Annotated in this window: 19 protein-coding genes; 6 read left to right on the forward strand and 13 right to left on the reverse strand. The window is 62.9% G+C overall.

The genetic code is table 11. The annotated features are described in order from the left end of the window. Window positions 1-52: 52 nt before the first annotated feature. Window positions 53-904, forward strand: coding sequence for a hypothetical protein (locus AAF481_11175; protein ID MEM7481726.1), 852 nt, complete (start codon window positions 53-55; stop codon window positions 902-904). Window positions 905-1,018: 114 nt separating this feature from the next. On the opposite strand, the gene AAF481_11180 is transcribed toward AAF481_11175, so the two are convergent. From AAF481_11180 to AAF481_11215, 8 genes are all read right to left on the reverse strand, one after another. After that, window positions 1,019-4,084 carry an Ig-like domain-containing protein gene (locus tag AAF481_11180; protein ID MEM7481727.1) on the reverse strand — a complete coding sequence of 1,022 codons (3,066 nt, stop codon included), beginning with the start codon at window positions 4,082-4,084 and terminating at the stop codon, window positions 1,019-1,021. Next, window positions 4,081-4,914, reverse strand: a complete 834-nt coding sequence (locus tag AAF481_11185) for a hypothetical protein (GenBank protein ID MEM7481728.1) — start codon at window positions 4,912-4,914, stop codon at window positions 4,081-4,083. The genes AAF481_11180 and AAF481_11185 overlap by 4 nt, the downstream gene beginning before the upstream one ends. Further along, the gene (locus AAF481_11190; protein ID MEM7481729.1) at window positions 4,911-5,243 is read right to left on the reverse strand and encodes a hypothetical protein; all 333 of its coding nucleotides are present in this window, start codon (window positions 5,241-5,243) and stop codon (window positions 4,911-4,913) included. Before AAF481_11190 ends, AAF481_11185 begins: the two co-directional genes overlap by 4 nt. A 116-nt stretch (window positions 5,244-5,359) precedes the next feature. After that, the gene (locus AAF481_11195; GenBank protein MEM7481730.1) at window positions 5,360-6,193 is read right to left on the reverse strand and encodes a hypothetical protein; all 834 of its coding nucleotides are present in this window, start codon (window positions 6,191-6,193) and stop codon (window positions 5,360-5,362) included. A 193-nt stretch (window positions 6,194-6,386) separates the two neighbouring features. Beyond that, entirely contained in the window at window positions 6,387-8,648 is a 2,262-nt protein-coding gene (locus AAF481_11200) for a carboxypeptidase-like regulatory domain-containing protein (protein MEM7481731.1), read from the reverse strand. Window positions 8,649-8,683: 35 nt separating this feature from the next. After that, on the reverse strand, window positions 8,684-10,750 hold the full coding sequence (locus AAF481_11205) for a carboxypeptidase-like regulatory domain-containing protein (GenBank protein ID MEM7481732.1): 2,067 nt from the start codon (window positions 10,748-10,750) through the stop codon (window positions 8,684-8,686). Window positions 10,751-11,220: 470 nt separating this feature from the next. After that, complete coding sequence (locus tag AAF481_11210; GenBank protein ID MEM7481733.1) at window positions 11,221-11,787, reverse strand: hypothetical protein; 567 nt, start codon at window positions 11,785-11,787, stop codon at window positions 11,221-11,223. A gap of 451 nt (window positions 11,788-12,238) precedes the next feature. After that, a complete protein-coding gene (locus AAF481_11215; GenBank protein ID MEM7481734.1) occupies window positions 12,239-12,820 on the reverse strand; it encodes a hypothetical protein in 582 nt (193 codons plus the stop codon). 105 nt (window positions 12,821-12,925) lie between these two features. On the opposite strand from AAF481_11215, the gene AAF481_11220 reads away from it, so the two are divergent. Beyond that, a complete protein-coding gene (locus AAF481_11220) occupies window positions 12,926-13,168 on the forward strand; it encodes a hypothetical protein (GenBank protein MEM7481735.1) in 243 nt (80 codons plus the stop codon). A 160-nt stretch (window positions 13,169-13,328) separates the two neighbouring features. Here the strand turns inward: AAF481_11220 and AAF481_11225 are convergent, their stop codons facing one another. The 5 genes from AAF481_11225 to AAF481_11245 all read right to left on the reverse strand — a co-directional run bounded on the left by AAF481_11225 (window position 13,329) and on the right by AAF481_11245 (window position 18,665). After that, the gene (locus AAF481_11225; protein MEM7481736.1) at window positions 13,329-14,348 is read right to left on the reverse strand and encodes a hypothetical protein; all 1,020 of its coding nucleotides are present in this window, start codon (window positions 14,346-14,348) and stop codon (window positions 13,329-13,331) included. A 164-nt stretch (window positions 14,349-14,512) separates the two neighbouring features. Continuing rightward, entirely contained in the window at window positions 14,513-15,100 is a 588-nt protein-coding gene (locus AAF481_11230; protein MEM7481737.1) for a hypothetical protein, read from the reverse strand. Window positions 15,101-15,291: 191 nt separating this feature from the next. Further along, complete coding sequence (locus tag AAF481_11235) at window positions 15,292-16,536, reverse strand: hypothetical protein (protein ID MEM7481738.1); 1,245 nt, start codon at window positions 16,534-16,536, stop codon at window positions 15,292-15,294. 164 nt (window positions 16,537-16,700) lie between these two features. After that, the gene (locus AAF481_11240; protein ID MEM7481739.1) at window positions 16,701-17,090 is read right to left on the reverse strand and encodes a hypothetical protein; all 390 of its coding nucleotides are present in this window, start codon (window positions 17,088-17,090) and stop codon (window positions 16,701-16,703) included. Between the two features lie 234 nt (window positions 17,091-17,324). After that, window positions 17,325-18,665: a hypothetical protein gene (locus AAF481_11245; protein ID MEM7481740.1), complete on the reverse strand. Its 1,341-nt coding sequence runs from the start codon at window positions 18,663-18,665 to the stop codon at window positions 17,325-17,327. A gap of 339 nt (window positions 18,666-19,004) precedes the next feature. Here AAF481_11245 and AAF481_11250 point away from each other — a divergent pair, with 339 nt between their 5' ends. From AAF481_11250 to AAF481_11265, 4 genes are all read left to right on the forward strand, one after another. Then, window positions 19,005-19,619: a 4a-hydroxytetrahydrobiopterin dehydratase gene (locus AAF481_11250; protein MEM7481741.1), complete on the forward strand. Its 615-nt coding sequence runs from the start codon at window positions 19,005-19,007 to the stop codon at window positions 19,617-19,619. Further along, complete coding sequence (locus AAF481_11255; protein ID MEM7481742.1) at window positions 19,616-20,029, forward strand: hypothetical protein; 414 nt, start codon at window positions 19,616-19,618, stop codon at window positions 20,027-20,029. The genes AAF481_11250 and AAF481_11255 overlap by 4 nt, the downstream gene beginning before the upstream one ends. Beyond that, window positions 20,022-20,816, forward strand: coding sequence for a hypothetical protein (locus tag AAF481_11260; protein MEM7481743.1), 795 nt, complete (start codon window positions 20,022-20,024; stop codon window positions 20,814-20,816). The genes AAF481_11255 and AAF481_11260 overlap by 8 nt, the downstream gene beginning before the upstream one ends. 382 nt (window positions 20,817-21,198) lie before the next feature. Next, on the forward strand, window positions 21,199-21,789 hold the full coding sequence (locus AAF481_11265; protein ID MEM7481744.1) for a hypothetical protein: 591 nt from the start codon (window positions 21,199-21,201) through the stop codon (window positions 21,787-21,789). Window positions 21,790-21,953: the final 164 nt, after the last annotated feature.

A 21,953-nucleotide genomic window follows, 5' to 3' on the forward strand; every position in this document is an offset into this window, starting at 1 on the left:
ATTGAAATTTCAGGCTCAGTCGCAAGGCCGAGCTGATAGAAGTGGAAATCTAATGAAACCAGCATTCTTCGCTGCGGCCCTTTTCATCACCCTGCTGGCCGAACCGGCCAGCGCCCAAACTCCAATCTTCGGCGACGACTTCGAAAGCTGCGACCTCTCCGCCTGGAGCGCCTTCGTGAGCCAGCCGGACCGCGTGCTCCGCTTCACGGACCTCGACCTGCGGGATCCGCACCTCTTCGCCAACGCCGCGCCCTTCGGCTGCCTCGACATCACCGACGGCCCGGCACCCTTCCCCACCTTCAACGAACAGCTCGCCGACGCCCTGAGCGCAGATGGCGACGACGATGGCTTCCTCGACCTCTCGCCGCTGCTCGTCTTCCGGCCCTTCGACATCACCGGTACCCACCTGCGGGTGAACCTCGACCCGGGCCAGTGCGACGCGCCTCCGGCGCCGCTCTCCTGCTTGCGCACCCCGGGACTCTGCGGAGCGCGTCTCTTCTACGACACCTCCGCCGCCGCCTGCCTCAGCCCCCTACCCGCCACCACCAGCGGCTACACTCCGGCCCTTGCCGAGCCCACCGCCCCCTGCTTCACCAGCCAGGCGGCCGACATCGAAATCGCGCTCCTCGACCTCACCGTGCCGCTCCTCGCCACCCAGATCGGAGCCGACGAAAACGCCACCACCGGCCTGCTCTACGGCTTCCTCACCGAAGCTGCGGCGGACGCCCTCCTCCTACCGGCGGAATTTCCCGTCGTCGGCGGCGACCCCCTCTCGAGCATCCTCCCCGGCGGCACCGGCAACTGCGCCCCCGGCGACGACCGCGACACCTTCAACGGCCAGTCCGGCTGGTGGTTCTACTTCAACTTCACGGCGGCGGAGCCGGAGGCCTATACGGGGTTCTGAGCCGAAGAAGGCTGACGCTCCGGCTCAGCCTGCAAAACCGCGGACCGAGCCTTTGCGAGCACCTGCGGCGGAGAACCTATTGAGATCCCCGATCAGACGGGATCTCCATTATTCCTAGTTTTGAATCGAGAGATTCCTTCGGAGTGTCGAACTGGCCCCTTGACTGTCAACGACTATTAGCTCAAGAAGGTAGGTGCCGTTGGCAAAGCCAGTCGAATCAAAGTAAGCCCTCCACCCCACGTAGGGGCAGTTTGGATCACCTACCGGGTGAATCGTGGTGCAGATCTGATTCCACCAGTACCACTCCACCGCGCCACTGAGTGCCAGAGATTGGCCATCTAGCTTGAATTCAAGCCCACCAGCACGCGGGACTCCCGAGCTGTCCGTTGCCCAACCGTCCAATACGACGGCCGTCCCAGAGACGGACGAGTTCTCGGCCGGAATACCGATCGCAGCCAGCGGAGGACCATTGTCCTGCGACAGTGAGAAGCTCCGATGGAAGGCCCGAGAAGCACCCGAGGTGTCGGTAGCAGTCACCTGCAAGCTGTGAGAGCCGGATGGATACCCGGTAGCATCGAAAAAGGCTCTCCAACCCACAACCGGACATTCAGGATCAGGCGTGGGTAGCGAGTCACAGACACCCGTTCGTTCATACCACTCCACCGGTCCATTCAAAGCTAGCGGCTGGCCGTTGAGTGCGAAGTTTAGACCACTGGTCCGCAGGATGCCGTCGGGATCTGCCGCCCACCCCTGAAGTCTCACAGCAGCGGTCGCCTGGATGGTCGAGCCCAAAGCAGGAAGATCAATCGTTCCCCGAGGGATTTCGTGAAGCACTGAGATTGGCTGTTCTCTGGTCACCCAAGAACCCTGCGCATCAAACGCCGTCACCTCCAGGGTATGGCTTCCACTGTCCACTTGGTTCGCATCGAAACGGGTTCGCCAGCCAACGTATGGGCAGAACGGGTCGCCAACAGGCTGGTGCGTGGTGCAAATCGAGTTCCACCAGAACCACTCCACGGGTTGATTGAGGATCAAAGATGTTCCATTGATCTTGAAAGCCAGTCCACCCGATCGTGGAATGCCGCCATCGTCCGTCGCCCAGCCCTCCAAGACAACTGAGCGCCCAGCCACCGTCTCACCTGGCGCGGGCAGTCCAACCGCCAACAGCGGAGCCCCATTGGTCGGGTTGTTGATATGCAACGTGCGCTGAACGGAACTCGAAAGCCCGCGGGTATCCGTAACCCTCACCTCTAGGGTGTGGGTACCGTTGGCGTAGCCCGTGGAGTCGAAGGCGGCCTGCCACCCGACATTGGGGCAATGGGGATCTCCCACCGGTTCACTGCCGCAAATACTCGCTCTCGCATACCAGGATGGCGGCGTCGCGATCTGCAACGGGGCACCGTCCAGAAAGAACTCTGGACCGCTTCTCACCACCCCATCACCGTCGGTCGCCCATCCTGAGATCGTCACCGCGTCACCCGCCACGCTCGCTCCCGCAGTGGGCTGATCCACCGCCATGCGGGGAGCCTCGTTGGCCGAGCCACCGTTCGCCACCACCACCGTGAGCCGTGGGGACAAGGTGATATTGCCGCATACATCGTGCGCCCGCGCCCGCACCACGTAGCTACCATCGCCAAGGGTCGTGGTGTTCCAAGAATGCGCATACGGAGCGCTCCGGTCCGCACTCTGGAGCTGACCATCGACTAGAAATTGCACCCTGTCGATGCCCACCGCCGAGTAGGCCGTGGCACGAATCTCGTGGGTACCCGAGACCGTGGCGCCGTCCTGCGGCGAGGTCACCGAAACGGTAGGAGGCTGGGCGCTGGCGCACGGCTCCTCGACGTGGATCGTGACGTCGTGCCCCGAAACCAAACCCTCGTAATCCCCCGCATAGACCGTGAGGCGGTGCTCGCCAGGGGTCAGGTCGGTGGTATCCAGCTCAAAGGAAAAGCCCGCATGGGGGTCGCAGCGATCGTGCCAGTCACCCAGCGGTGGGGTGCAGGCGGCGGGATTGTGGAGATTCCTCCGGAAGTTGCGGATGGAGGCGGCCTCCCCATCGATGCCGACGAGAATGTCCTCGATGCCCACCAAATCGATCGCCCAGCCCGAAACCGGCACCCAGCCCGAGACGGTGGCGTTCGGCCGTGGAGACTGCACGCTGACCCGAGGACCGATCAAACGGTCGCTCGGATCACGATCGCCCGGGTCGCCAGGCAAGAGCCCTTCTCCCAAGCGCCAATTGAACACGTACTTGTAGGAAGTTTGAGAGTTCCCATTCTGCTCGGTAGTGACGACGCACTGCACCTGAACATTGCGCCCAAAAGTCCACCGCCCTGCCGCAAACGGATTATTGCCGGCCCAATCGCTCCAGTTCTCCTCGACGACTTCATACTCCAAGTCGGTGCCCCCGCCATCACCTGGATCGGCCTCTCCAGGTCCCGTGAACTCGCACGGATGTGGGGCCGTTTCTGGATTGGGCGGTTGATAGGCATTGCATTCAAGATTGCCGTCATTGAGCCTGTTCGCCAGGTAGCAATGTTGCGTATTAATCTGGCGGTTGGCGCTGGTACTGCCACCGGCAAAAGTTTCGGCCATCAGTGAATCATCACAGTCGTCATGGGCCAGGCCGAGAGCGTGGCCTAGCTCATGAGCGAGGGAATCGCGGCCGAAGTCGGAGTCGTAGTCTACTTTTCCATCAATGCAAGGGATCGAGTGATTGGGAATGTCTGGGCAATACTCGAAGATCGTGATCGTATTGTCGTTAGGGTCGTAGAACGCAACAGAGTAGCCGTCGCCTCCCGCAGGCCGGGCTCTCTCTGGAAGCATGGAGATCATCATAGAAATCTTCTCCGGTCCACAGTGTTCCATTGGTCCCAGAACCGGAGGTTTTCCCGAAAAATCGGCTACAAAGGTGGGAACCTTCCCGTAGTGGGTGCATGTATCGTTCCAGAGATCGCCGGCGGCTTGCAGTCCCGCCTCGGACAGGTTCCCGCTCAGCCGGGCCAGGTCATTCACGAAGAGCGTCACCGTGGAGCCACAACCGAGGTCGTCAATGCTCATGAAGAAGCTCGGGGCTTGTGGATCCCCGCCGTTGGCACAGAGTTGCCCCTCCACCGAGAACGAGAGCGAGCACAAGAGCGTAATAGCTACTCCGTAGGCGAACCTGGTAACAACGCTCATGGTACGACTCCTTCCGGCGACTCCTTTCGCGCTGAAAGAAGCTCCCTGACGCGCGAGAGAGAAACGGGATCTCGGTCACGAATATCGCGGTAGGTTTGAGGTTGAATGAACCCGTTCTCCACAGGAAACTCAAAGCGGGCGTTGACAAAGAATGGGTCCGGGAACGTACCCGTTGTCCCAGCGATCAGGATCAGGTCTCCCGGAGAAGGAAGGGTCAGACCGTTGACATGCTTGATGGTACAAACCCTGGTGTTAGAAACCACGGTCTCCCCACCCATCGACTGAAGCAGGATCGCGATGTACGGCGGCAGATCCTCGCCTTCATTGTGAAGCACCGTTTCGGGCTCCAGCCAAGCCACTCGGCCTACGCTTCTGGGCCAGGAACACCAGCCCACGATCACATCGAGTACCCGCGCGATCAAAACAAGCGGCATCGGCTCCAGGCTCTCCACCAGTCCCCTGGCCGTGGGCCACGGCTCGGATCCCCCGAGTCTGCGGCGCTCCCGGCACTCGAGGTCAGGACCATAGCGTGGGTTGGGGAAGTAGTACTCAGGTGGGTTCCTAACGAAACCAATCTTGAGTTCTAGCAGTTCCCGGCTGTGCTCATCCAGCGGAAGGTCGGCGACTTCCGCATCTCGCAGTACCGCCTCCGGAATGAAAAGAGCCTCGCGGTAGCGGGTGTTCTTCCAGAGGATGTGCGTCTCGAAATCGACTTCCGCACTAGAAGAAGCGGATTCGTTGGTTTCCGACGCCGCCGACTGCGAAATCGAAGCGCAAGCCGGCTGTGAGAAGGCCAGAACGAGGCTAAGGATCCACAAGCAACGGTTCATTGTGATTTCCTCGGTAGACGGCATTCGTCAACCGGCCCAAGTGAAGGATGCGGGAGATGTCTCGCAGGCGGATCTCGAACGAGTTCGACCTTTAGGGCCAGCGCCTTGCGGTTTCGTTCGTCCAGGGGCAGCTCAGAAATACTAGATTGCCGAAGCACTCCCTCCGAAATAAACAGGGCCTCTTGGTAGCGGGTGTTCTTCCAGAGAATTTGAGAGCCGAGATCGCCGGCGGCTTGCAGTCCCGCCTCGGACAGGTTCCCGCTCAGCCGGGCCAGGTCATTCACGAAGAGCGTCACCGTGGAGCCACAACCGAGGTCCTCAATGCTCATGAAGAAGCTCGGGGCTTGTGGATCCCCGCCTTTGGCACAGAGTTGCCCCTCCACCGAGAACGAGAGCGAGCACAAGAGCGTCATAGCTGCTCCGCAGACGAGCCTGGTAGCAACGCTTATGGGTCGACTCCTTCTGGTGATTCCTGTCGCGCCGCGAAGAACTCCCTGACACGCGAGAGTGGAACGGGGTCTCGGTCACGAATTTCGCGATAGGTTTGAGGTTGAACGAAACCCTTCTCCACGGGAAATTCAAAGCGGACTTTGACAAAATTGGGATCCGGAATCCTACTCTTTGTCCCGATAATCAGAATCAGGTCGTCCGGAGAAGGAAGGGTCAGACCGTTGACATCCTTGATGGTACAGACCTTGGTATTGGAAACCACGGTCTCCCCACCCATCGACTGAAGAAGAATCGCGAAGTACGGCGGCAGATCCTCGCCGTCATTGTGAAACACGGTTTCGGGCGCCAGCCAAGCCACTCGGCCCACGCCCCTGGGCAAGGCTCTCCAGCCTTTAACCACATCGAGTACCCGCGCAGTCAAAACAAGCGGCATCGGCTCCAGGCTCTCCACCAGTCCCCTGGCCGTGGGCCACGGCTCGGACCCCCCGATTCTGCGGCGCTCCCGGCACTCGAGGTCGGGACCATACCGAGGGTTGGGGGCGTAATACTCTGGAGGGTTCCTAACGAAACCGATCTTGAGTTCCAGCAGTTCCCGGCTGTACTGATCCAGCGGAAGGTCGGCGACTTCCGCATCTCGCAGTACCGCCTCCGGAATGAAGAGCGCCTCGCGGTAGCGGGTGTTCATCCAAAGAATGTGCGTCTCGAAATCGACTTCCGCACTCGAAGAAGCGAAGTCGTTGCTTTCCAGCGCCTCGGACCGCGAAGTCGAAGCGCAAGCCGGCTGTGAGAAGGCTAAAACGAGGCTCAGGATCCACAAGCAACGATTCATCGAGTCCGCTCCCCGGTAAGGGGGCCGATGGATCTCGGCCCCTAGATGCCTGATCAGGAAACTTCACTTCCGCATCGACTTGCGAACCATCATAGGGAGAATAATCGTTTTGTCAAGCGAATTTACCACTACTAAATCGATACGTAGATGCGCCCGGAACAACGAGACGAGCCCGTGACGGGCAAGACAAAGACTAGGGAAAACTCACTTCAGGTGGAACCGCCTTGAGGGGCGGCGGAGCTTCCACCTGCCATACCCCGCCCTCGGTGATCGCCCCCCCTACGCAATCCTCCGCCATCTGGCCGCTCAGAGCGGACGCCAAGTCGGCGAGAGATAGGCGGCACAGGTGGTAGAGCCCAGGTTCCAGGGAGGGAATCCGCTCCCTGGAAGGTTCGGCGGCTCCTCCGCCAGCCACTCCTCGCCAGCTCTGCAAGGCGCCGAAGCCCAGGTAGGCGCCCCGGTGCAGAAGAAAAAGCCCCTGCCCCGGCAGCTCCCGTTCGGCGAGATCGTCGGCGTCCAGAAATCTCACTTCCATCGCTCCGCCACGACGGTCCAGGGAAACCACGAGTTGTTCTTTCTCCGACACCGGCGAGCGAAACATCTCTAGGGCGAATCCCGGCGCCTGCACCGTCACCATCACCACCGTCTCGTCGCGCGGCACGCGGGCCGCAAAGGTGCCGTCCGCCTCTGTTCGCGTTCGCGGAACGAACGACGCCAACGAACGCAACCCGCGCAGGAAGACGGCGGCACCCGGCACGCCACGGCCCTGTGCGTCCACCACCCGACCTTGGATCTCCTGGACCTCTTGAATCACCAAGCGCAAGAACGGTGGGTCCACTTTCTCGGAGAGCGAAACATCCGCCCGGTTGCTCGTGCCCTCCCGAGCCTCCGCCCGCACCTGCGCCTGGCCTTCGGGCAGGCCGAAGATCTCGAACTGACCCTCCGGACTCTCCACCATGCGCCTTACGGTTTCTCCAGCCTCCTCAAGGCTCGCCACCTCGATGGAGAATCGATCGATCGGCGAGCCTCGTTCGTCCACCACCTCGCCGGCAAGCCAGGTGGCGGGCAGCTCGAAGTCGATCTCTGCCACGCCGTCTCCCCCATTGTCCTCCACCAACACATCTCGGAAGCTTCGTTCCACCGGCGGTTCCACTGCCAGGATTTCCACGCTCCAGGCCCCGGCGCGCGGCAGCACTCCACGGTATTCGCCGGTTTCCCCATCGGACCCGAGCACCACGGATTCCGCGTGGTAGCGGCCACCGAAAACCACCCTGGCTTCCAGCGGCTCCCCTCCTAGCCGCACCGTTCCCGCCACGCGCACCACCTGCAGCGCAACGGCCAAGGTCACCGCCTCGCCGGACACTTCAAAAGGAGCCTCGTGCCAACCATCGCCCTGCCGAGTTTCCACCCGGAGCAGGTAGCTGCCGCGCCCTAGCGCAAAGGAAACGCGCCCCTCCTCCGATGCGGCGTCTCGGGCCAGTTCTTCGAGGGTTCGCGGTACCGAGTTCAAATCCTCGACCGACACCGACCAAGGCTTTCCCCAGGGGTCCACCGGGGGATCGAGGACCACGTCCACCGGGCGCACCGGCTCCAGCACCAGCGGCGCAGGAAGCTCCGCCTCCTGGTCTCGCATCACCGCCACCCCCAAAGCGCGGGCCGGCGCGAAACCCTCTTGTTCCGCGATCACGTCATAGTGTCCGGGCGAAACGCCTTCGAACTGGAAGAATCCCTTCTCGGATACCTCTTCGTGCATCGTGAGCTGCGCCATTCGCTCGCCGGCCGGCCCGATCGGCGGGACGGCGCTCTGCGGCACCAGGCGAACCGACGCCGGCTTACCCGAACCATCGCCCTCGTGTTCCACCCAGCCCACCAGCGACCCTCCTCGGACCAGCGCCAGAGTGCCTACGGTTGTCTCCCGCTCCGGTGCCACCTCCAGGCCAAAGCGGTAGTGCGCCACGAAGGGCCGCGAAGCCAAACGCACATCGTGGCGCCCGGCCGGCAGATCACAGGCGAAGCGCTCTTCTTGGACTGGGCATTCGACGCTTCCCGCCGGCCCGTCGTACTCGCCTTTCGCTTCGCGCCTCGCCTCCGGGCGAATGCGAATCCAGAGGGAGCTGGGCACTTCCTCCCCCTTGGCCGCCTGGAGCGCACCCACTACTCGCCCCGTGGGCCACAAACGCAGTGTCGCTTCCGTGCCTTCCGGCGGCACGAAGACCACTGGGCTTCCACTCCACAGGCCTTCACCCAACGCCCCGAGGGTCCAGAGTTTTCCCGGCTTCAAATGCAACACCACCGATCCGGGCACCTTGCCCGGCACAGGCTCCACCAAGTCCTCGCCATCGGCCCGTGCGAAGACCTCAACGGGCCGCTCTTTCGGCGGGTCGGGTGGCCCTTCGTAGTGAAGGGCCACCCGCACTTCTGCCGCCGCCAACGGCCCGGTGATCGCGGAAGCCATCACGAAGCCCACGAGCCCGGCTCTCGCCCTAGTCTTCATCCTTTGGTTTCGTCGTTCGATGCCGCCTCCCGCGCCTCCCTGCCGTCGTTTTCAGAACCTCCCCAGGCAGGCACTCGAAGGTGCAACTCCGCCCCAGGGCTGAGGACTCCCGCCTCGCAACGTTCCGGCGGAATCAAAAACTTTGTATCGAGGTCCACATAGCGGGGAGCCACCATACACACGGAGTACTCGCCAGGAGGCATCGAGGGCACAGTGAGCACACCGGTTGGCGAGATCGGAGGCGAAACGCCATTGATCTCGGCCCATTGCGCCAGACGACCTGCCGCCAGCCCGAGACTGTCCGGACCATGAAATACCACGGGGACAGGCTGCGACCAATCGGTCCAGTGGATGGGCTCCTCCGGAAGCTGTAACACCAGAGTTCCGCGGGTCGAGTCAACGGTCACTGTGATGGGCTGGTCGAGATCCTCGAAAAGAAGGATCTGGCGGAGCGCGAACCCGGCCGCCAGCACATCCAAAGCCACGCCGTCCACATGCCCGGGCAAGGAGGCCTCGAAAAAGCCCTCGCCATTCGCTGTGACAACGCCTCCTTGAAGAGCGAGCGTCGCCCTGCCGACCAACCCTCCGAAATCGATCGTCGCACCCGGAATAGGGAACCCGTCGGCGGTCACCACACGGCCTTGGATTTTGAGTTCGGGGTAGAGGACCAACCGCAACTCCGGCTCGAGCCCTTCGCCCAAGGTCACGGATTCCGGCAGGGAACGCAACGTCTCACCGTCGCGCTCCGCCTCGGCCGTCACTTCGTAGAGACCGGCTTCCAGCCCTTCGAACGAAAACTCGCCCTCTTCGTCCGCCAACTGGTGCGCCGGCACTTCCGCCAGGGGAATCGGTGCCACAAAAACACCCGCGCCCGCCACCTCGACTCCGCTCTCATCGACGACCACACCGCGAAGGGTCGTGCCCGGTAGTGCCAGATCAACCCGTGCGGGATCTTGTGGTGAGAGTCTCTCCACCGCCGTTCTCGGAAAACGGCGAAAGACATCCGGGTCCTCCGATTCGACGAGGATGTTCCACTCGCCCGCCTTCGGCAGAAAACCGAAAAACGTGCCATCTTCCTCGGAGATCATCTGCACCCGCTCGCCACCACCCGGCCAGCGGAACGTGACCGCCGCCCACAGCGGCTCATCGCCCAGGCGTAGCGTTCCCTCGACGGCCACGAGATCGAGGTCGATCGTGAGGGGTCCGGAAGTAGGTGTTAGCTCGAAAGACTCTTCGCCGAACTTCGCGCCTTGGGAGTCGATCACCTGGAGTAGGTACCGGCCGGAAGGCAGGCCGTCCTGCTGCCACGCTCCCACCTCGGCTCGCTTCTTCGAAAGGCGGACAGGATCTACACGGCCGACGACCTCTTGGCGGCCCAGTTCGACTCGCCAGTCCTCGCCATAGGCATCCTGGGGAGGATCAAGAAAGACCTCGAGCTTGAGCGGAGGCGAAATCACCATGGGGCGCTCCAGCCTCGATTCACCGTTCTGAAAGACTCGGATTGGCGACACTTCAGAAACCGCGAAGCCGGGCTGACCGGCCGTCAAGCGATAGCTGCCGGGGCTCAGACCCTCGAAAGCGAAGAAACCGCGCTCCGTCGGGTGCACTCGAAAGGTACCCGTGGGGCGCGCAGCTTCCTTCGCCAAAGGCACTGCGGAACCATCGCCGCCCTGTGGATTGAGCTGGAGCCAAGCCTCTGGGCGCAAGGGACCACCCTCCGCCTCCAGCCAATCCACCAGCGAGCCCCCCCGCCGCAAGGCGAGGGAGCCGAGGTCCAACTCTTCACGCGGCTTGGCGATCTGATCCCAGAAGTAGTGCGATACGAAGCCTCGCGCTCGCAGGCGAAGATCCAACCCCGTACCTGCGGGAATCGGGCAGGCCATGCGGCGTTTCTCGATCGGGCACTCGATTCGAGTGCTTTCTTCGCCGAAGGCGGAAACCCCGGCGACCCGCACCTGAACTGCTTCTGGTGCTCCTTCCTGCGGAGGAAGGTCCAGCCGTGCCGCCAACCTTGCCGCCGGGCGCAAGGCAAGGGTCAACTCCCCACCCGACGCGAGAAGCACCTCAGGGCTCCAAAAGCCGGAAGCCTCGGCCTTTACGCTCCAGATCTGGCCTTTCGGAACATGGATCGCAAACTCCGCCGGGGCTTCCATCTCGAAGTGCCGCCCTGCGGGAGAAGACTCAGCTTCCGACCCGGAAACACCACTCACCGGGTGCATCCACACCTGAACCTCGACCGGCCCCTCGACGCCCGCCGGTAGAACCAAGTGCAGCCGAGCGAAGGCAGATTCCGCTAGCACTCCCCCCGACTGCGCCCACAGGACGAACGCGCCCATCGCGCAAAGAAAAAACCTACGGATCAACGCCTTGCCCTCCCGCCACCGTGTTGCTTCTAGAGGTGTCCGTCTTCGGAACACCAGCGCGGTGAAATCACAATCGGCGACTCAACTGAATGAACCGGCCGAGAGTGAGAGACCAGAACACGCCGCCGAGACCGCCAGAGCACCAAGCCACCAAACCCTCGCCCCTCGACTCATTTGGCACCACCTTCGTTTGCGTACTCAAGTAGCGACTTCCGAAGCTCCTGTATCCCCTGGAGCTCTCGAACCTCAGGGCAGATCCTCGACAACATTCCTGCGCTGTGAAGCCGAACCTCTTTCTGGAGTGGCAGTGCTCCCAGGCCGTGCCCACGATCGACCAAGATATCGAAGCGGATCAGCACTTCGCTTCCGTCACTAGACCGAGGCAGTTTCTCAATTCCAAGGCTCGCCCTCACCTTGGATCCGATGCAGCCGGTTCCGCAATCTAGGAGGTTGTAGTCTACCGCATAGATTTGGAGAAGCTGATCGACCCCATCCCATCCGATCTGCACCCTTTTCTCCTCTATTACTTGATTGATTGTCAATAGAAATTTTTGATACACCAATCTCCCGTCGCCATAAACGGTAAAAAGGACGTCATCGGCGCGGTAGGAGCCGGTCACGAAAAATTGCAAAACGACCTGGTCAGGATCTTCTGAAAAGGCAACTCGTTCGCCGTCCGCCGAAATCGAACCGGGTAGCACGGCTGCGAACAAAGCGACAGCCACGACCGAAGACACGATCTGCACTCGGCTCAAGATCACCCCCTCGATGTCGCCACCAGCTCGGTGGTCGTAACCAAAGGGGCGAGTGCTCGCGAACAGGGTAATCGTCTAGCCCTGATTCGATTTCGGCACGCCTGCTCGGCAGCCTGCCTCGTTGCACTGAACAACGAAGCTAGATGACCCCACCCCTGCGGGTGGAACTCCCAGCCCCAGCGAGCCTAGAAAGACGACCAAAGTGATGCGACCAAGAAACGTCATTTCTGCACCTTCCCCAATTGGCCCTGCTGGTGCAGTTTCCTACCCAGAGCATCGAGAGATTGGAGCTCGTCAATCTCAGGGCAAAGGCGTTTCAACATGTCGAGGCTGTGGACTCGAAGTGCCTGCTCATAGGAACCGCCGAACACCGGACTGCTGCTGGCCAGGGCGACAAGTATGGATAGCAAAGACCGACGCCTGATCAAGCCGTTCACGGGTGCTCCTCCACATCTTGGCGGAGTTCTTGAAGTTTCTCGCCGACCTCTAGAATGGCTTCCAGCTCCTCAACGTCGGGGCACAGTCGCGCTAGCGTGCCCAAACTGTGAAAGCGAAATATCTGTATGCGATTTTCGGTCTCGAGGAGCAGGGAATCGATCCATGACAAGTCAATGCTGAGGACAGTCGTGCTGGCATCACTAGCTCTTGGCAGACGTTTGCGCGACAAGGACGTCTTCACCTTGTCCTCGATACAGGATTGATCGCACAGGAGCAGCCCACTCTCAATAATACTTCCTTGAAGAAACGCCAGGATCTCATTGGAGCTGATCTGGACGATCTGGCTTTCCGCTACTTTCTTTGTGTTGGGGTGAAACCGTTGAAACGAGAGCCTTCCATCGTGGCTCAGGGAGTAGGCGATGTTCCACGGTGAATGCGAGGGCACGACGTAGTACTCGATCACAACGCCAGCCTGAGGCCCGACCAGACCCGGCTTCTCCTTGATGTCGGATTGCAACCAAAGGACTCCAGCAGCCGAGAGAACAGCGAAGAACGCGCACAGAAGAATCTGTTTCACTACCTTCCTCCTGGAGGTCTACATCGAAGGATATCGCGCCACATCTCTTTGCCAGGACAGTGCGATGTAACGAATCCAATGGGCACATGCGTTGGCACTCTAGCCATGCCCACCCAACCCGCGCCGCAGCCCCACGAGCAAAGCGACGGTGAGGCATTGGGCGGTGGCGGCTTGGGAGAGGAGGGAGATGGCGCGGGCGGCTTCGGCGGGGATGTTCTGCTGCTCAAACACCACGAGGGTTTCTTGGGCCAAGGCTTGCACCGCGAGGAGGCGACCTTGGGTGAGGCGGAATTCGGCCAGGTCGAGGGTGACGCGGGCGGCACCGTGAGCCAGCCGCCTTCGAGATAGGTCGTGCCTACAGCGGTGAAGCCCTGATCATCCGCACTAGGGCCCGAAGCCCGGCGGCAATGTGCGCTGCGAGCCATTGGCCCGGCGGCTCCAAGATCGGATGTCGAAGGGGCTTCGGCCGAGAGCTTCCTACTGCTCAAACTATCGCGAAGAACTCAGACTAAGGACCCTGAGTAATCGTAGGTACCACTTGGCTCCATTCCGACGTATCGCCTGATTCGAACCCACTAACGAAGACAGGATCCGCGCCGTAGTCCCAGTCCAGATTCTGGTTCAATGTCAGGAAGAGGATACCCCCATTCTTGGGGGGAGCAACCAAGGTGAAGTGCCGGGCCAGAAATGGGTTTTGGGCGAAAGAATAGTCTACGCCCGCTATGCATTGTCCTGCTGACTGTGGATTAGCTAGATTGGCTTGAGACACAAGAATGGAGACGGGGTCGTCACATGACAGTACCAGCTCAACGGTATAATCGTCGCCGCCGCCCACGCTGAAATCCACCCCAGTCAGTGCCATTTTTGCCATATTGACATCGTCTGCCGTCAAACTCCTTCGCCTCTCTCCGAGAGAGATCAAGCCGTACATCACCGCCTGACTAGCCGCGGCGCCATTCTGCTCACCTGTTCTCCTGTTTGCACTGGCAGCCCAGTTGCGGCCAGACGGTAGGTTTGCAGTTATCGAGCGAGAGAATGTAGTGTTATCTATCACGGTATCGTCGATTGCAAACGGGTTGTTGTCCTGAATTCGGAACCAGCTTACCGAGTTTGGGATCATCCCGAGGGTCTGGAGCTGACTGTCGTCCAACGTTCCACGGATGAAATCAGGGCCCACAGCAATACCCTCCGGCGGCCCCGCGACGTCCCAGGAGCGGGTGAAGCTGGTTTCCTCCCAAAAGCCATCATCCGCTGCATCCCAAGTTCGCTCGGGATGCTCTAGGCCCAACGCACAGTGCCCTAGCTCGTGAAGGAGCACCGACTCGGCGTCCATCTGAGTCGCAGCAGGAGGCGTTTCCTCCCCGACAGAACAACCGGTTCCTGAGCAGTTTCCTGTGGTTGGCACCAGGGCATTCCACGTCGCAATCGCTCGCGCCAGAGCCGAGGAAAAGGCTTCACTGCCTTTGGCAAGACAGATGTTGAGCCGAATGCCATCAGGAGAACCGTCGTAGCCGAGAGGATGAGTCACGGCGAACGGAGGCACGGTTTGAGCAACGTTCGACGCTGGCACTCCCGGGAAACAGTCACCGTCATTTCCACACAGGGCGGTCCCAGAGTAGGTACCAGCGCCGATCGCGGGAGGAAAGAAAACGAGAAGGCCCATGCTCGCTACGAAAAGGTCTTTTCCCCGCATCAAGATTCTCCCTCAAGCTTCCGTAGCATCGGTACCAGGTCCTGAAGACAGCGGAATTCTGGCACCGCAGGATGCGAGCTGACCCAACCTTCGAGGCCACCTCTCAAGCTGAAGGACGTTTCTACAGACCGATCGGAAATAGCAGTCGGCCCACGATAGCTGGGCAGCCTTAGGTCCAGCCAAGTGGTCCCTGCATCGCTCGAAAAATAGGCCGGTCGTAGTTCTTCGAGTTGCCTTCGCCGCGCATCTCCCAGATCGGCAAAACCGCAGTCCACGAGATGTTGGAGAACTTCGTTGATCCGGCGATGGTTTACGGAGGATTCCTTGCGAGCTAATACGGTCGTTTTCTCGCCCGCCTCCGTTTCATACTTCGCCACCAACAGCCGGCCATCGGCGAACAGAGAGTACTCAGTACGGCCCTGCATGGTCCCCCCTGTGAAACTCAGCCGAACCAGTTCGAGGGCTGGGTCCGAGGGAAAGGAAAACCCACCTCTTCCATCTTCGGTTGCCTTCACCCCAAATTCTGCCAAGAGCACCAGGAGTAGAGCGCCCAACCCCATCGCTCCGACTAGCCAATGCTTCTTCATTCAAGCCTCCCAGTAGAGCCTTATTTCCCCTTAAGGACAAAATACTTATCCACTATAGGTAAGTAAGTGTCTGATGTCAAGAAAATGAAGCGACTCGAAACACTTGCCCGCCGGTAAGTGCGCGATCCTCTCGCCCGGCACGTGAGCAAAAGGCCTCCGTCCACCCGGCGAATGCCGGGATGACAGCCCCCCTACCCTTGCCCACCCAACCCGCGGCGCAGCCTCGCGAGCAGGGCGGCGGTGAGGCGTTGGGCGGTGGCGGCTTGGGAGAGGAGGGAAATGGCGCGGGCGGCTTCGGAGGGGACGTTCTGCCGTTCGAACACCGTGAGGGTTTCTTGGGCCAAGGCTTGCACTGCAGGGAGGTGGCCTTGGGTGAGGTGGAGTTCGGCTAGGTCGAGGGTGACCAGGGCGGCGCCGTAGGCTAAGCCGCTTTCGAGGTAGGTCGTGCGTGCGGCGGTGAAGCCCTGTTGGGCCGTCTCGCGTTCGCCATGGCCGGCGGCGATGCGGGCTGCGAGCCACTCGTAGGCCACTTCCAGGCTGGGGGTCCCGAGGGATGCATAGTACGGCTCAATCTCGCGCAAGGTTCGGCGAGCCTCCGAATAGTCGCCGAGGCTACACGAATACAAAGCAAGGCTATGGGATGCCAGCAACCATTGCCGATTCTGCTCGCCTCCAATCAGGTCCAAGGCTTGACTTGCTTTCTCCTGGGCCTCCAGTAGCTTTCCAGAATAGAACGCGACGTTTCCCATTTTGATTGAGACGGTGATCATTCCCTCTGACCAACCAGCAAGCCAGTAAAGATCGTATGCCAAGCTCAACCGGTTCTCCGCGCCTCCCGGCCGCCGGAGATTCAGAAGAAGCGAGCTCTCAAGGCTTGCGAGTTCTGCAAGCGCAGTGGGATCCCACACGCGCTCTAGGCGACAGTCGGCGCGGATACGCTTCCAAAGAGATTCGGCGGCTGGGTATTCCTCAGCCACCCGGAATACGTTGGCCCGACGGGCCATGAGGCGCAGGCTCAGTGCGGCGAGGAGAGAGACCGGGAACGGGCGAGCGTTGAGCCGGCCGTACAAGGCTTGGGCCACCTCTAGCCAGTGGAAGGCAACATCTACGCTGGATCCCAAGGCGGCGTTTGAGCGCTCAATGGCCGCTTCTACCAGGGCCGGGTCACGGAACGCGGTCCGCGCGCGGTCTATTCTGTCCAGGCGTTTGTCACGCGGCAGCGCGGCCAGCTTGTCCAGGGCACGCCGCGCACGGCGCCGGTCGAAGGGCAAAGCGGCGGAAAGGTCCAGCAGGCCAAACTGCGCAGCTTGGTGAACGCGCGGGCGCAAGCCGCCTTCCCGTGCCCGGATGCGAATGACTTCACCGAGGGCCTTGAGGTCCTTTCGGCACTCTGGGCAATGAGCGGCGGTGGCGCGCACGGCAGCGTACAGGATCACTTCCGGCCGCAGCTCACCGCGCTCGACCCAAGCGGCGAGTTGCTCCAATGGTGGGTGCGGGAGCTTCGAGGGCATCTCACCTTGTGTAGTAGCCCCCGCACCGTCTTTTGAGACAAGAAATCAAAGGATCTTGGATTTGCTATTCGACCAACAGCTCCTTCGGCTCAGCCGTTCGGGTGTTGATGAGGCCCTTGCTCTGAGTGCGAACCATCCGGGTCGATATGAGGACCGGTTTCCGAGTGCGAGCCATCAGGGTCGTGATGTGGGCCTTGTTCGGAATTTGAGTCGCCGGGGAGGCCACTAGGAACCTTACCGCTGGCAATACCGTTTGGGTCAACTTCCGGGCCACCGTTTGAAGGGGCGGCGCGGCGATCCTCGCCGATGCCCTCGGAAAGGCCCATGATCCAGTGCCCGGCCCAGGCCCATAGGCGGTCCACCAGCGAGAGATTGCCGGATTCACCAACGTCAGCGGGCCGCGCGAGGACGGCGGTGGTGAGGGAGAAAGAGAGCAGAGCGACTACTAGGCCGCCGACGAGCAGCTTCGAAATACGCATGAAAAAGCCTTCCTAGAGAAAGCACCAGCATGCCGGCGGCATGCCGGCGCGGCCTTCCCCTATGAAGGTATGTATCGCATTCCAGAGCCGGCGGGACGGCCAGGGAAACCCTCACGGGCCGTGGGTTTTTGCCCCTCCCGGCAATCGTTGGCCTGTGCGTTACCGGCCGAAGAGCAAAGCGAGAGAGCCGAATTGGCTACTTCGGCATCGATTGCGTGAAACCGACTTTGGCCGTCAGTCGGCTGGCAAGAGGAGGCGGCGAGGTATCGCGAAACGGAGGCGCACCTCCGCCAGCAGCTCGGTGGTGAGCTCCTCTGCCGTCGCCGCCGACTGAAACAGGTCCAGCGCACGGGCGACCTGCGGGTGCACACTCTGTCGCTCGAAGGTGCGTGCCGTTTGCTGCGCCAAGCGCTTTACCTCGAATGTCTCGCCCGCAGCGAGGAGTAGCGCAGCAAGGTCCAGACTCACGGTCGCGGCGCGGAACGGCAATCGGCGGCGAAGATACTCATTGCGCGTTCGACCTAGGAGCTCACGAGCCTCCTGCGTCTTGCCAAGGCCCGCTGCGATGCGGCCCGCTAGCCAGGTATGAGAAACCTCAGCAGCAACACCCAAACCGGAATCACCCTGGGCCTGATTTCTCAACAAGCAACGCTCTGCTTCCTCGAAGCGTTCCAAATCACACAGGCAGATCGCACGGTTGTGAAGTACGGTCCAAGCCAGCCCCGAATTCACTTCGGAATCCAACCAGGCTCCCGCTTCAGCGAGGGCCTCCAGCGTCGCGTCAAAGTTACCCGCAAGGCTACTGACCGTACTGCGCTTCACCAGCACCTTCGCCACTCCCTGCCGATCCTCCAGCTTGCGATAGAGCGCTTCTGCCCGAAGGAGCAGGGCTTCGGCTTCATCTAGCCGCCTCTGATCCTGCCGCAGCGAAGCCTCCAGGCTCGCCAGTTCGGCGCGGATGGCTGCGTCGTCGAGCGGGTGTTCGGCGAGGTGGGCGTGGATGGGGGGCCAGAGGGCGTCGGCGCCGCGCAGTTCGCCGAGCACGCGCAAACCGTTGGCCTGGTGGGCGGCGGTGCGGACTCGCATTTCGTGGGTGAGGCTGGGGCCGTAGTGGCCGGGCTCGATGCGCTCGGCCACCCGGCGGGCGGCGGTGAGGAGTTCCAGGGCGAAGGCCGGGCGGTCGCGCAGCTCGCGGCGGGATTCGGCAAGGAGGGCGGAGGCCGCCGCCGGGGTCGAGTAGCGGGCGCGCGCCTTGTCGATCTTCTGGGGCCACTGGTCGGCGGGCAGGGCCAGAAGGTCCGTCACCTCACGGCGGGCACGCTTCTCATCGTGCGCCAGGCGGGCGCGCTGGGCGGCGGATTCCTGGGCGGCCTTGTCGAGCGCCGCGCCAAAGTCCACGGCGCGCGGTGGGCGCCGGCGGTGGGCCTTGGCGCGGGCGTAGGCCGCGTAGCCTTCGTCGCACTCGGAGCAGATGGCGCGCAGGTGATTCAGGGCGAATTCCGCCAGCTCGCGGGGCGATTCCTCCCCTTCGTAAACCCGCAGGAGGCGGGAGAGGGTGAGATGTCGGTCCGGCATCGGGGGGTTCCTCCTGGTCAGAACTTTTTCCTCTGTTGCGCGGCCTGTGATGTGTTCTATCACACGCTGAAAGGATGGCAATGCGCCGTCGCCGCGCGGGTTTCGGGCCTTCATCCAGCGGAGGTGCCGAGGCCGGCGCAGGGCGCGACGCTCGTCAACATTTACCGGAACCGGTAAAACTCGGCGATTTTTGACGGCTCGAAACTTTCGATTTCGCGAAATTGACGGCGAAATTTCTCGCCGGCAGCGGGGCTGCCGTAGCTTCCGTGGCATCACGCAGCGGGACGACTCGGAAGCGCCGCCCCGCAACAAGAGAACCTCTGGCAAGGAGACCCCACCATGCGCCCTACTCCCAAGACTCCACCCACCCCGGCCGCGCACCCCTTGACGCCTACGGGCTACTACCAACTTGTGTGGGAGAGCGGCCTGGCCGCGCTGCCCGGCCCCGGCGATCTGCCGAGCTACCTGAAACCCGAACGCATCCAGAAGAGCCTCACCGCCGGCCTGCCGAAGCTGGTGGCCTTTGCCGCCGAGAAGGCGGATCTCCCCGGAGACAGCCTGAAGCCGGAACGCATCCAGAAGAACGCCACCGCCACCCGGCCGCAGCCGGCCGACAGCAGCGACGAGCCGGAGGCCTCCACCGCCCCGGAGGAGGCGGCCGTGCTCGATGTGGAAGCGGTGATGGAGCATCTGGACAGCCTGCCGGACTGGCACCTGGCGAACTACAACCGCTCGCTGGTGAAGGGCTTCGTGCGGCAGGACTCCGGTGCCGCCAACGAATTCGCCGCCTTCGCCGCCGGGGTGTGCCAGGCCGCTGGACTGGCGCCGGCTTTCGCGGTGGCCTTGAACACCGTGTGGGTGGTACTGACGGATCCGCTGGCCGGCGGCATCACTGAGGCGGCGGTGGCGGTGGCCGAGCGGCTGGAGCTGGCCGCCGGGGAGGACTTCCGGTGAGCCCCGGACTCGACATCGAAGAAGGCGTGGCCGCCTACCGGGGCGAGGGCGAGCCCGGCGCGGTGCGCGAAACGGCCCTGTGCCTGATCGGAAGCGCCGCCGAGCGCCGGGCCATTCGCTGGCTCGGCACCGCCCTCTACGCCCGCGCCCTCGACCAACCGCCGGCGCCGGAGGAGGCGGACCGCTCGCTCCGCCCGGCGCTCCGGGCAGCAGCGAAGGATCTGGCCGCCCTGGTGGGCTTTCTCCAAGACCTCTCGCCGCACGGCGAGCCCTGCGACGCCACCCTCGCCACCGTGGCCCACGGCGCCGCCCACACTCTGCTGCCGGTGGCGAAGACCCTGGCCGAAGCCGCCGAAGGCGGACCGCACACCCCACCACCCCCTCCCGAGGAGGACTCCCCCCATGCCTAGCAAAATGGTGACCGACCGACAGAAGTCCGCCCTCGCCGTGGAAGCGGCGGCGACCACCCACAGCGCCGACGTCTCTGCCGCCCTCACGCCGATCTTTGCGCTGAGCGTGGAAGGCGACGAAGCCGTGCCGGATCTGGGCGTGCTCCAGCGCATCCTCGGCCGCCGCATCCAGCGCATGCGGTTGGAGATGGTGTCGGCGGACGAAGCGCATCTCGACGAGCTGGCGGACGACGACAGTCCCCGCCGCCGACGCGACGAGGCGGCGGACCGCCTCTCCGTGACCCTCCGCTCGTTCCGGGACCTGGCCGAGGGCATCTTCGGCGAAGGCCGGGGCATGCCCTTCTTGGGGCTCGACACCCAGGTGTCGCGCGATCCGGTGGTGGTGCTCCGCCAGGGCCGCCGCGCGGTGGAGCGCCTGCGCGATGAATCCCTGCCCACTCCGGAATTCCTCCTGCCCTCCCTCTCGGTCGACCGCGAGGATTGGGCGACCACCCTGGAGCGGGACCTCCAGCCGCTGGACGAGGCCTTGGAGCGGGTCGCCCAGGAGGGGCGCGAGGCGGAAGCCACGCTCCTCGCCAAGCAGGCGGCGATGGATGCCTACGACCGCACCTTCCTCCAGTCCGCCCGGCTGCTCGAAGCCCTCTACCGGGCCGCCGGCTTGACGGAACTGGGAGACCGGGTGCGCCCCTCCACCCGCCGGCCGGGGCAGACCGTGGCGGACCCGGAGCCTCTAGAAACCCCGGAAACGGCACCGGTCGAACCTGCCAACGCCGCCACCGGCGGCTAAAACGGCGGTCCCGCAGTGCCATTCCCTTCCCAGGCGGCGGAACCACGCCTTCCGCCGTGCCACACCGGTTCTCGCCGCCGGGGGAGGGAGTTGGGCCGTGCCACTCGGCCTGTTCGCACCGGGAGAAGGAGTTCGGCACGGCAAGGCGCCTTGCCGGCGGGCGGAGAGCGAAGGGCACCGTGCCAATCGCGTTCTAGCGCAGGAGATCGCCTGTGGACGAATGCCACTCGCCTTCCGCGCCGTGGCGAGGCGAGTGGCAGTGCCGAATTCGTGGTGTTGAGCGCCGCAAGGCCCGTTGCACTGCCGAACGCCCGTTCCCCGCGAGGAAATCGCGAATGGCACCGTGCAAGTGGTTGATTCAAAAAGAGAAAGGGGAAAAACCGTGCCGAGCGCAACCGCCGAAAAGGCCCCGAACAACGCGAAGACCCCACAACCGAAACCGGAAGCCACGAAAGAGCGCCTCGCCAACGCTTTCCACCCCCGCTTCCTCGCCTGGCTCGATCAACTCGAGCTGCCGCCCACCAGCGGCGAGGCGGCCCACCGCGGACCCTGGAAAGTGGAGCCGACGGGCGAGCCACCGAACGAGCGCTTCGCCGTGCTCCGCCAGGGCGAGAGCCTCGCCGAAGGCGACCTCCCCCGCCTCCTCCTCACGGACCGCCAAGACGCCCTCCTCGCCGCTGCCGCCCTCCCCGCCATGGGCCGCGCCGACGCCTACCGCCTCGGAGGCGAGCCGACGATCTCCCCCCACCCCCTCACCGCCGGCACCTACCCCCTGCTGCGCGAAGGCCAACTGGCTGGCCACTGCCGCAGCTTCGATGCGGAACTGGCGCCATACCTTCACGCATTGCGGACTCTCTGTAGTCATCCCGAGGCCCTGGCGCATCTGCTCGAAGCGGCGGGGCATGAGGGGTTGGTGCGGGCGGGGAGGGTGTTGGCTCGGCGGGTGGAGAAGGGCGACCTAGTCGGAGTCTAAACCGCTGACTACAGAAGGCTTGCCATTCGGGTTCTATGAGTCGGTCGCTCAAGTCAAGGGAATGATGGCGGCTAGTGTCCCTCTGCGTTGGTTGGCTTCGAGGTCGGTCGCGGCAGCGGACAAGCTTCTATTCGCACTCTTGGGTAGCCCTTCGTTGGGCCGGT

It is taken from the genome of Acidobacteriota bacterium (assembly GCA_039030395.1).
Classification (GTDB): domain Bacteria; phylum Acidobacteriota; class Thermoanaerobaculia; order Multivoradales; family JBCCEF01; genus JBCCEF01.